Annotated in this window: 1 protein-coding gene; it reads left to right on the forward strand. The window is 74.6% G+C overall.

Features of this window, described 5'->3' with window-relative positions:
* Positions 1 to 39: 39 nt before the first annotated feature.
* Positions 40 to 12,717, forward strand: coding sequence for a type I polyketide synthase (locus tag ACSNOK_RS09330; RefSeq protein WP_436780127.1), 12,678 nt, complete (start codon positions 40 to 42; stop codon positions 12,715 to 12,717).
* Positions 12,718 to 12,737: the final 20 nt, after the last annotated feature.

Consider the following 12,737-nt stretch of genomic DNA (forward strand, 5'->3'; position numbering starts at 1 on the left):
GTCGCGGGTGTGGCCCGGTCCGGTGGGCGGACGGTGTTTGTGTTCGCGGGGCAGGGGTCGCAGTGGGTGGGCATGGGACGGGAGTTGGCTGCCTGTAGCCCGGTGTTCGCGGCGCGTCTCGCCGAGTGCGAGCGGGCGTTGAACCCGTATGTCGACTGGTCGTTGAGTGAGGTGCTGGCGGGTGCGCAGGGTGCGCCCGAGATGGTGGCGGCTGATGTGGTGCAGCCGGTGTTGTGGGCGGTGATGGTGTCGCTCGCGGCGGTCTGGGAGGCGGCCGGGGTCACGCCGGATGCGGTAGTGGGTCATTCGCAGGGTGAGATTGCCGCCGCGACGGTGGCGGGGATGCTCAGCCTTGAGGATGGCGCGCGGGTGGTGGCGGTGCGTTCTCGTGCGCTGAGTGGTTTGTCGGTTGAGGGTTCGATGGTGTCGGTGGTGATGCCGTCGGAGGCGGTGGTGGAGCTTGCCGGGGGTTGGGGTGAGCGGTTGTCGGTGGCGGCGGTCAATGGTCCGGCCTCGGTCGTTGTCTCGGGTGAGCCGGGGGCGTTGGCGGAGTTCGAGCGGGAGCTCGCTGCCCGGCATGTGCTGCGCTGGCGTATTCCGGAGACGGATTTCGTCGCGCATTCGCCGGTGGTGGAGCCGCTGGCAGGGGTGCTGGAGCAGGAGCTTGCCGGGATCACGCCGCGGGAGGGCCGTGTTCCGATGGTCTCGACGGTCACCGGTGAGTGGCTTTCGGGACCGGAGGTGGACGCGGGGTATTGGTTCGCGAACCTGCGGCGGATGGTCCGCTTCGAAGAGGCCGTCCGGGCCCTGCTGGGGGCCGGTTACGGCGACTTCGTCGAGGTTTCCCCGCATCCGGTGCTCACCGCTGCGGTGACGGAGACCGCCGAGGACGCGGGCGTGAGCGGCGTGCTGACGGTGGGCACCCTGGAGCGCGACAACGCCGGCGCGTCCCGCCTGCTCACTTCCTTCGCCCAGGCCTACGTCGGTGGCCTGCCGGTCGACTGGAAGACGGTCCTCCCCGCCGGTGAGCCGGTGGAGTTGCCCACCTACGCCTTCCAACGCGACCGGTACTGGCTCAAGAACCAGCCCGAGTCCGCCGCTCTCGTCGGCGGGGACGGCGCGAGTGCGGCGGCCGAGGCGGAGTTCTGGGCCGCCGTCGAGGGCGGTGACTTCGCGGGGATCGCGCAGACGCTGGCGATCGAGGACGAGAAGCAGCTCAGCGCGGTGCTGCCGGCGCTGGCCTCCTGGCGGCGACGCGAGCAGGACAAATCGGTCACCGCCAACTGGCGCTACCGCGTCACCTGGGAGCCGATCGTCGAGCCGTCCCGGCGTCCGCTGTCCGGCACCTGGCTCGTCGTCACCGCGCCCGCGGCCGCCGGTGACGACCTCATCCGGCGGTGTGCGGCGGCGTTGACCGCCCGTGGGGCCGAGGCCGTCGTGGTCGAGATGCCGGACGGTGCCGTCGACCGGGCCGACGCGGCGGCGGCGCTCGACGCGGCGTCGCCGGACGTGGAGCTCTCCTCGGTCTCCGGCGTCGTCTCGCTGCTGGCCCTCGACGAGACACCGCTGCCCGGCCACCCGGCCGTCCCCGGCGGCCTGGGTGCCACGCTCGCCCTGGTGCAGGCCCTCGGTGACGCCGACGTGGCCGCGCCGCTGTGGGTTCTCACCCGCGGTGCCGTCGCGGCCGTCTCGGGTGAGGCGCCCGCCGCTCCGGCGCAGGCACGCGTGTGGGGCCTGGGACGCGTCGTGGGTCTCGAACACCCCATGCGCTGGGGCGGGTTGATCGACCTGCCGGCCGACTTCGACGACCGCGCGAGCGCTCGCCTCGCGGCGGTGGTGGCGGGTGGCGGCGAGGATCAGGTGGCGATCCGGGAGACCGGGCTCCTGGGCCGGAGGCTGTCCCGGGCACCGCGGCCGAGCGGTTCCCCGGCGGGCCGTCCGCCGCGCGGGAGCGCGCTGGTCACCGGCGGTACCGGCGAGATCGGCGGGCACGTCGCGCGCTGGCTGGCCGGGCGGGGCGCGCCCCGTCTGGTGCTGACCGGCCGCTCCGGCCCCGCCGCCCCCGGTGTCGCCGTGCGCGCGGCCGAACTGGCGGCCCTCGGCAGCTCCGTGGACGTCGTGGCGTGCGACACAGGGGAGCGCGCCGAACTGGCCGCGCTGGTGGACTGGACCGGTGCGACCGGTTCCGCGCTGACGGCGGTCGTGCACACCGAGGAGGCCGTCGACGACAGGCCGGTCGACGCCGTCGGCGTCGCGGAGCTCGCGCCGGTGCTCGCGGTCAAGGCGGACGCGGCGGTCTGGCTCGACGAGTTGACGGCCGGCCTGGACCTCGACGCGTTCGTGCTGTTCTCCTCGGTGGCCGCCGTCTGGGGCGGCGGCCGGCAGCCCGGCTTCTCCGCCGCGAACGCGTTCCTGGACGCGCTGGCGGCGAGCCGCCTCGCCGCGGGGAAGCCCGCGACGTCCGTCGCCTGGGGGCCGTGGAACGGCGGAACGATGAGCTCCGGGGACGACGGAGTGCAACTGGAGCGGCGCGGACTGCGGCTGATGAGCCCCGAGTCGGCACTCCAGGCGCTGGCCCAGGTCCTGGACGCCGACGAGGGACTGGTGACGGTCGCGGACGTGGACTGGGCGCGGTTCGCCCCGACCTTCACGCTGCGGCGGCCCAGTCCGCTCATCGAGAGCCTCCCCGAGGTCCGCCGGGCCCTGGACGACTCCGTCGCGGACGCGGACCCGAGCGGCACGGCCGACGCGGACGCGAGCGCGTCCCTCAAGCGGGACCTGGCGGCCCTGCCGACCGCCGAGCAGGACCGCACGCTGGTCGGCCTGGTCAAGGCCGAAGCCGCGGCCGTGCTCGCGTACGCGTCGCCGGAGGCCATCGCGAGCGGCCGGGCCTTCAGCGATCTGGGCTTCGACTCCCTGACCGCCGTCGAACTCCGCAACCGGCTCGGCTCGGTGACCGGGCTCAAGCTGCCCGCGACGCTGCTCTTCGACTACCCCAACCCGTCGGTGCTCGCCGGATACCTGCGCTCCGAACTGCTGGGCGCGCAGCCGGCGACCGGCGTCGTAGCGGTGGGCGCGGCGCCTTCGGACGACGATCCGGTGGTGATCGTCGGGATGGGCTGCCGCTTCCCCGGCGGGGTGCGGAGCCCGGAGGAGCTGTGGGAGCTGCTGGCCTCCGGCACCGACGCGATCGGGGCGTTCCCGCAGGACCGCGGCTGGGACCTGGACGGCCTGTACGACCCGGACCCGGACCGGCAGGGGACGTCGTACGTGCGTCAGGGCGGGTTCGTCTACGACGCCGCCGCGTTCGACGCGGGGTTCTTCGGGATCAGCCCGCGCGAGGCGCTCGCCATGGACCCGCAGCAGCGGCTGCTGCTGGAGACCTCGTGGGAGGCGCTGGAGCGGGCCGGCATCGTCCAGTCCTCGCTGCGCGGCAGCCGGACCGGGGTGTTCGCCGGCGCGAGCTTCGCCGGGTACGGCATCGCCGTCGACTCCGCGGAGGGCCTCGACGGGCACCTGCTGACGGGCACCACGACCAGCGTGCTCTCCGGGCGGGTGGCGTACACCCTCGGCCTGGAGGGCCCGGCCGTAACGGTCGACACGGCCTGCTCGTCGGCGCTGGTGTCGGTGTATCTGGCGGCGCAGGCGCTGCGGTCCGGGGAGTGCTCCCTGGCGCTGGCCGGCGGGGTGTTCGTGGCCGCGACCGCCGACCTGTTCGTCTGGGTCAGCAGGCAGCGGGGGCTCTCTCCCGACGGCCGGTCCAAGTCGTTCTCCGCCGCCGCCGACGGCATGGGCATCTCCGAGGGCGCCGGAATGGTCGTGCTCGAACGGCTGTCGGACGCCCGGCGCAACGGGCACCCCGTCCTCGCCGTGCTGCGCGGCGCCGCCGTGAACCAGGACGGCGCGTCCAACGGCCTCACCGCGCCCAACGGCCCCGCGCAGCAGCGGGTGATCCGCGAGGCGCTGGCCGGCGGGGGGCTGTCCACCGCCGACGTCGACGTGGTCGAGGCGCACGGATCCGGGACCGTGCTCGGCGACCCGATCGAGGCCCAGGCGGTGATCGCCACCTACGGCCAGGACCGGCCGGAGGACCGGCCGGTGTGGCTGGGCTCGGTGAAGTCGAACATCGGACACCCCCAGGCGGCGGCCGGCATCGGCGGACTCATCAAGATGGTCCTCGCGCTGCGGCACAAGCAGCTGCCGCGGACGCTGCACGCCGACGAGCCGTCCCCGCACGTGGACTGGACGGCCGGCCACGTGCGGCTGCTGACCGAGGCCAGACCGTGGGAGACCGACGGACGGCCGCGCCGCGCCGGAGTGTCGTCGTTCGGCGTCAGCGGCACCAACGCCCACCTCATCCTCGAAGAGGCCCCCGAGCCCGCGGACGACGAGACGTCCGTGGAAGCCGCGGACGCCGGAGCGCCGGACGCGGCCCTGGACGCCCCGGACACCTGCGCGTGGCTGGTGTCCGGCCGGACGGCGGACGGCCTGCGCGCGCAGGCGGCCCGCCTCGCCGAGTACGTGGCGGCACGCCCGGAGCTGGACCCGGCGGACGTGGCCCGCTCCCTCGCGACGACCCGCTCCGTGTTCGAGTACCGGGCCGTGGTCACCGGCACCGGGCGTGCGGAACTGACGAAGGGCCTGGCCGCCGTGGCGGCCGGCACGCCCGCCCCCGGCGTCGTCACCGGGGCGAACGCGGCCGCCGAGGCGACCGAGCCGGTGTTCGTCTTCCCCGGCCAGGGCGCCCAATGGGCGGGCATGGGACGGGAACTGGCCGCGTCGTCGCCGGTCTTCGCGGCCCGCCTCGCCGAGTGCGCGCGGGCCCTGGAGCCGTACGTGGACTGGTCCCTCACCGACGTGCTGGCCGGAGCGGACGGCGCGCCCGCCCTGGAGCGGGCCGACGTGGTGCAGCCGGCGCTGTGGGCGGTACTGGTGTCGCTGGCCGCCGTGTGGGAGGCGTCGGGTGTCACACCGGGCGCGGTCGTGGGCCACTCCCAGGGCGAGATCGCGGCGGCCACCGTGGCGGGGATCCTCACCCTCGACGACGCGGCGAAGGTCGTGGCGGTGCGCGGCCGGGCCCTGTCCCGGCTCGGCACCGGCGGCGGCATGCTCTCCGTCGTGATGCCCGCCGCGGCGGTACGCGAACTGCTGGCCCCGTGGGGCGACCGGCTGTCCGTCGCCGCGGTGAACGGGCCCGCCGCCACCGTGGTCTCCGGCGACACGAAGGCCCTGGCGGAGTTCGGGGCGGAACTCTCCGCCCGGCACGTCATGCGCTGGCCGCTCCCGGTGACCGACTTCGTGGCGCACTCCGCCGCAGTGGCGGAACTGGCCGGGGAACTCACCGAGAGCCTGGCGGGGATCACACCGGCGGCCGGGCGGATCCCGCTGTTCTCCACCGTGGAATGCCGCTGGATGGACGGCCCGGAACTCGACCCCGGCTACTGGTTCGCCAACGTCCGCCACACGGTCCGCTTCGACGAGGCGATCCGGGAACTCGCCGCGGCCGGGAACCGCACCTTCATCGAGGTGTCCCCGCAGCCGGTGCTGACCACCGGGATCGCCGAGACCCTGGAGACCGTCGAGGGCGCGGCCGGCTCCGGCGCGCCGGTGATCACCGGCACGCTGTCCCGCGAGGACGGCGGCCCGCGGGGCCTGCTCACGGCACTCGCGCGGGTGCACGTGGGCGGCACCGCCGTCGACTGGCCGCGGGTGCTGCCCGCCGGACGGCGCACGGACCTGCCCACCTACGCGTTCCGGCACCAGCGGTACTGGCTCGGCGCGTCCCGCGCGGCCGCCCCGGCGGCGGCCGGCCAGGACGGCGCGGGAACGGCGGCCGAGGCCCGCTTCTGGGCGGCCGTCGAGGGCGGGGACCTGCGGCACCTGACCGACACCCTGGCCCTGGACGGACAGCGGCCGTTCACCGAGGTCCTCCCGACGCTCGCGGCCTGGCGGCGGCGCGAACGGGAGAACGACGCCACCTCGAACTGGCGGTACCGGGTCACCTGGACCCCCGTCACCGACCCCGCGCCGGCGGCGCTGACCGGCACCTGGCTGGTCGCCGTCCCCGCCGGCGGCCCGCACGAGCCGGTACGGGCGTGCGTACGGGCGCTCGCCGCCCGGGGCGCGCGGACCGAGATCGTCGAGATCGACGCGGGCACGGCGCGGCGCGAGCGACTCGCCGCCGACCTCGCCCGCACCCTGCACAACGCCGCCACGGCCGCCGGCGGCGGGGAACCGGCGCGGGTGGCCGGAGTGGTCTCCCTGCTGGCCCTCGACGAGACGCCGACCGCCGCCCGGCCCGAGGTGCCCGGCGGCCTCGCCGGCACCCTGACCCTGCTCCAGGCGCTGACCGACGCCGAGATCACCGCACCGCTGTGGATGCTCACCGCCGGCGCGGTCGCCACCGGCCCCGGCGACGTGCTGACACGACCCGCGCAGGCCCAGACGTGGGGACTCGGCCGTGTCGTCTCGCTGGAGCAGCCGGAGCGCTGGGGCGGCCTGATCGACCTGCCCGCCGTGCTCGACGACCGGGCCGCGAGCCGCCTGTGCGCGGTGCTCGCCGGCTGCGGCGAGGAAGAAGTGGCGATCCGGCCCGCCGGGATCCTCGGCCGCCGCCTGACCCGGGCTCCCCGGCCCGGGACGGGCCGGGACTGGACACCCCGCGGCACCGTCCTGATCACCGGCGGCACCGGAGCGGTCGGCGGCCATGTGGCCCGCTGGCTGGCCGACCGCGGCGCCGAACGCCTCGTCCTGGCCAGCCGCTCGGGGCCCGCCGCCGACGGCGCGGCCCGGCTGGCCGCCCACCTCGCCACCGCCGGAACCCACGTCGAGATCAGCACCTGCGACAGCGGCCGGCGCGACGACCTGGCCGCACAGCTCGACCGCATCGGAGCGGGCGGACCGCCGCTGACCGCCGTCATGCACACCGCGGGCGTACTCGACGACGGCGTACTCGACCGGCTGACCGCCGACCGGCTCGCCACCGCCCTCGCGGCCAAGGCCGCCGGCGCCGCCCACCTCGACGAACTGACCCAGGACCGCGAACTCGACGCGTTCGTCCTGTTCTCCTCGGCCGCCGCCACCTTCGGCGGCGCGGGCCAGGCGAACTACGCGGCCGCGAACGCGTTCCTGGACGCGCTGGCGGAGAACCGCCGGTCCCGGGGCCTGCCCGCCCTCTCCGTCGCCTGGGGACCCTGGGCCGGCGAAGGCGTCTCCCAGGCCACCGACGCGGCCCGGCAGCGGCTGCGCCGCAACCGCTGGGAAGTCCTCATGGACCCCGACCTGGCGGTCAAGGCCCTCGGCGCCGCCCTGGCGGGCCCGGACACCGTCCTGACCGTCATGGACCTCGACCTGCCCGCCCTCGCGGCCGCCCCCGGGCAGGCCGACTTCCTGGACATCCCGCTCCTGCGGGACCTGCCCGACGTACAGGAACTGAAGGCGGCACGGCACACCGAGAGCGGCGGACCGCACGACGAGGGCGAGCTCGCCCGGCGGCTGACCGGCCTGTCGCGGGCCGAGCGGGACCGGCTGCTCGTGGACACCGTCCGGGGCGAAGCCGCCGCCGTACTCGGCTACGGGACGCCCGACGACGTCGACCCGGGCCGCGCCTTCAGCGAGATGGGCTTCGACTCCCTGACCTCCGTCGAACTGCGCAACCGCATCGCCACCGTGACGGGCCTCGCACTGCCCGCGACGCTGATGTTCGACTACCCCAACCCGACGGTCCTCGCCGACCACCTGCGGACGGAACTGCTCGGCACCCTCGCCGAGAACCCGACGGCACCGGACGGGCACGCCCCGGCCGCCGCCGACGACGAGCCGATCGCCATCGTGGCGATGAGCTGCCGGTTCCCCGGGGAGGTCAACACCCCCGCGGAACTCTGGGACCTGCTGGCCGCCAGCGGCGAGGGCATCTCGGGCTTCCCGCAGGACCGGGGATGGGACACGGACGCCCTCTTCGACCCCGACCCGGCACACGCCGGAACCACGTACTCGCGCGAAGGCGGATTCCTCCACCAGGCCACCCGGTTCGACGCCGGATTCTTCGGGATCAGCCCGCGCGAGGCCGTCGCGATGGACCCGCAGCAGCGGCTGCTGCTCGAACTCTCCTGGGAGGCACTGGAGTCCACCGGCCTCGACCCGGCGTCGCTGCGCGGCTCGCGCACCGGGGTGTTCATCGGCGGCTACTCGTCGAACTACGCGCTGGCCAGCCTCCAGCTCGCGGGCCGGGAAGACGCCGGCGCCGGACAGACCGAAGGCCACCTGATCACCGGCAACGCCACCAGCATCATCTCCGGCCGGGTCTCGTACGTGCTCGGCCTGGAGGGCCCGGCGGTGACGGTGGACACGGCGTGTTCGTCGTCGCTGGTGGCCCTGCACATGGCCGCCGGGGCACTGCGCTCCGGGGAGTGCTCGATGGCCCTGGTCGGCGGCGTCTCGGTCATGGCGACGCCCTGGGAGATGGTGGGCTTCGCCCGGCAGCGCGGCCTCGCGGCGGACGGCCGCAGCAAGGCGTTCTCGGCGGCGGCCGACGGCATGGGCATGGGCGAGGGCGCCGGCATGGTGGTGCTCGAACGCCTCTCCGACGCCCGGCGCGAGGGACACCGGGTCCTCGCCGTGGTGCGCGGCAGCGCGATCAACCAGGACGGCGCGTCCAACGGACTCACGGCGCCGAACGGCCCGTCGCAGCAGCGCGTCATCCGCGCCGCCCTGGCCAACGGCCGGCTGACGGCGGCCGATGTGGACGCGGTGGAGGCGCACGGCACGGGAACCCCGCTGGGCGACCCGATCGAGGCGCAGGCGCTGCTGGCCACGTACGGCCGGGAGCGGGCCGGGGACCGGCCGTTGTGGCTGGGATCGGTGAAGTCGAACATCGGTCACACACAGGCCGCCGCCGGTATGGCGGGCATCATCAAGATGGTGCTCGCGCTGCGGCACGAGCGGCTGCCTCGGACGCTGCACGCGGACGAGCCGTCGCCGCACGTGGACTGGACGGCCGGTGACGTGAAGCTGCTGACGGAGTCGGTGCCGTGGCCGTCCGACGGTGAGCGGGTGCGCCGTGCCGGCGTGTCGGCGTTCGGCATCAGCGGCACCAACGCGCACGTCATCGTGGAGGAGGCTCCGGAGGAGGACGGCGCGCCGGCGGACGGCCAGTTGGCGGACGACCCCTTGGCGGTCGGTCCCTTGGTGGTCGGTTCCGGCGGTGTCGGCGCGTGGGTGGTGTCGGGCCGGTCCGCGGACGGCCTGGCGGCCCAGGCGAACCGGCTCCGCGCATGGGTGCTGGCCCGCCCGGAGCTGCAGCCGGCCGACGTCGGTTCGTCGCTGGCCGCGTCCCGGTCGGTGTTCGAGCACCGTGCGGTGGTGGTGGGTGCTGACCGGGAGGACTTCGTCACCGGTCTGGAGAAGCTGGCTGCCGGTGTGTCGGCTGCTTCGGTGGTGTCGGGTGTGGCGCGGCAGGGTGCTCGGGTGGGTCTGATCTTCGCTGGTCAGGGGTCGCAGTGGGCGGGTATGGGCCGGGGTCTGTATGCGGGGAGCCCGGTCTTCGCCGAGACCTTCGATCGTGTCTGCGGGCTGCTTGAGCTGGAGTTGGGCACGGACGTTGGCTCGTCGGTGCGCGATGTCGTGCTCGGCTCGGCAGGCGCGGACGAGTCGTTGTCCGACCAGACCTTGTTCGCGCAGGTTGGGTTGTTCGCGTTCGAGGTGGCGTTGGCGGCGGTGTTGGAGGCTGCCGGTGTGTCGGTGGATGCGGTGGTGGGGCATTCGGTCGGTGAGGTGGCTGCCGCGTATGTGGCGGGTGTGTTGTCGTTGCCGGATGCCTGCCGACTGGTGGGCGCTCGCGCACGGTTGATGCAGGGCCTGCCGGCCGGCGGGGCGATGGCCGCGATCGGAGCGTCCGAGGAAGACGTGCTCGCCGGTTTGGCGAGTGTGTCGGGCGTGTCGGTTGCTGCGGTGAATGGGCCGGAGTCGGTGGTGGTGTCGGGCGAGGCCGGTGCCGTGGACGGGGTGGTGGAGCTCTGGCGGGAGCGGGGTCGTCGGGTGCGGCGGCTGCGGGTCTCGCATGCCTTCCACTCCCCGGCGATGGATCCGGTGTTGGAGGAGCTCGCTTCGGTGGCGGCTGGGCTGGAGTATCAGCGTCCGCGCGTGTTGTGGGCGGGTGCGTTGAGTGGTGAGGTGCTCTCGGAGTGTGAGGGTGGCTACTGGCCGGCGCAGACGCGGCAGGCGGTGCGGTTCGCGGACGCGGTGGCCGCGCTGGCGGCGCAGGGTGTGTCGGTGTTCCTCGAAGTCGGCCCGGACGGCTCGCTGTCGGCGCTCGGCCCGGATGCCGTGGCCGGTGTCGGTAGCGGCGATGAGGGTGTGTTCGTACCGCTCCAGCGGCGTAAGGAGCAGGCCGGACAGGGTGTCACCGGCCTGGTGACCGGTCTGGCGCGGGCGTTCGTCCACGGCGCGGCCGTGGACTGGTCCAAGGTCCTCCCGACGGGCAAGCGCGTTGAACTGCCCACGTATGCCTTCCAGCACCAGCGGTACTGGCCCAAGGGTGTCCTGACCGCCCCGGCCGCCGGCCCCGCCGCGGGTGGTGACGGTGCGAGCACCGCGGCCGAAGCGGAGTTCTGGGCGGCGGTCGAGGACGGTGACCTGGCCCGGATCGCGGACACGCTGGCCCTTGAGGACCAGAAGCAACTCAGCGATGTGCTGCCCGCGCTGGCCACCTGGCGGCGTCGTGAACAAGACCGGTCGGTGACCGCCAACTGGCGGTACCAGGTGGGCTGGACAGCGGTCACCGAGCCGGACTCCCGTCCGCTGGCCGGCACGTGGTTGGTGGTGGCCACACCGGAGCAGGCCGGTGACGACCTGACGCGGCGCTGCGTGGCGGCGCTGACCGCCGGGGGCGCCGACGCGGTGCTGGTCGAGACCGCCGAGACGGCCGACCAGCAGCGGATGGCGGAGCGGATCGGCGCGGTGCTCCCGCAGGCCGGGGTCGCCGGTGTGGTGTCGCTGCTCGCGCTGGACGAGGCACCGCTGCCCGCACACCCGGCGCTGGCGAACGGCCTGGCCGGGACCCAGACGCTCGTCCAGACCCTGATCGCCCTCGGCGTGCACGCTCCGGCCTGGGTGCTCACCCGCGGCGCGGTCGCGGTCGCGCCGGGCGAGGCGCTGACGAACCCCGTACAGGCGCAGGCCTGGGGGCTGGGCAGGGTCGCCACGCTGGAGCACCCCGACCACGGCGGTGGTCTGATCGACCTGCCGGCCGACTTCGACGACCGGGCCGCGGTCCGGCTGCGCGCGGTGCTCGCCGGGTGCGGCGAGGACCAGGTCGCGATCCGCGCGAACGGGATCCACGGCCGCCGCCTGACCCGGGCCGCACGGCCGCGTGAGAACGCGGGGCGCTGGGAGCCGCGCGGGAGCGTCCTGATCACGGGCGGTACGGGCGCGATCGGCGGGCACGTGGCGCGCTGGCTGGCCGGACGCGGCGCGGAGCGGCTCGTGCTGACGAGCCGGTCCGGTCCCGGTGCGGCGGAAGCGGCGCGCCTGGCAGCCGAGTTGGCGACGGCCGGGGCGCGGGTGGAGGTGATCGCGGCCGATGCCGCCGATGACACCGCGCTGGCCGGAGTGCTCGCCGGGATCGCTGCCGACGGTCCGCCGCTGACCGCGGTGATGCACGCCGCGGGTCTCGCGCAGGCGACCGCGCTGGACGAGATCACGGTGGACGAACTGGCCTCGGTCATGGCGGCCAAGGCCGCAGGTGCCGCCGCCCTCGACCGGTTGACCGCGGGCCTGGACCTGGACGCGTTCGTCCTCTTCTCCTCCATCGCGGCGACCTGGGGCAGCGGCCTGCAGGCCGGTTACGCGGCGGCCAACTCCTACCTGGACGCCCTGGCGGAACACCGCCTGGCCCGGGGCAGGACCGCCACCTCGATCGCCTGGGGGCCGTGGGGCGGCGGCGGGATGACCGACGACGAGGGCGCGGTGCAGATGCAGCGGCGCGGACTGCGCCTGCTCGAACCGGAACAGGCCGTCCAGGCCCTGGCCCAGGTGCTCGACGGCCGGGAACGGCTGATGACCGTCGTGGACGTGGACTGGGCGCGGTTCGCGCCGCCGTTCACGATGCGGCGCCCCAGTCCGCTGATCGAGAGCCTGCCCGAGGTCGTCGACGTCCTGGCCGCGAACGAGAACGACGGCGGCACCGCCGAGGCGGAGGCCGGCAACGCGCTGGCCGCGCGACTGGCCGGACTGTCACGGGCGGAACAGGACCGGCTGCTGATCGATCTGGTCCGGACCGAGGCCGCCGCCGTACTGGGCCACGCGAGCGTCGACCTCGTCGAGGCCGACCGGTCCTTCAGCGACCTCGGAGCCGACTCCCTGACCGCCGTCGAACTGCGCGACCGGCTGGGCGCGGCGACCGGACTGCGCCTGCCGAGCACGCTCCTCTTCGACTACCCCACCCCCGCCGCGCTCGCCGACCATCTGCGGGCGGGGCAGACCGAGGAGGCCGACGCGGCCCGGCCCGTGCTCGCCGAACTGGACAAGCTGGAGAACATGCTCGCCACGCTCAGTGGCGACGACGCGTCCGCCCAAATCACGAACCGGCTCGAAGTCGTGCTCGCGAAATGGCGGGAAGCGCAGGAGCGGACCGCCGACACCGGCGTTGAGGAGAAGCTGGAATCGTCAACCGACGACGAAGTCTTCGACTTTATCGGAAAAGAACTCGGAATTTACTGACAAGGCGAAGGCCGCTAATT

The sequence above is a fragment of the Streptomyces sp. URMC 126 genome, assembly GCF_051386555.1.
In the GTDB taxonomy this organism is placed as follows: Bacteria; Actinomycetota; Actinomycetes; order Streptomycetales; family Streptomycetaceae; genus Streptomyces.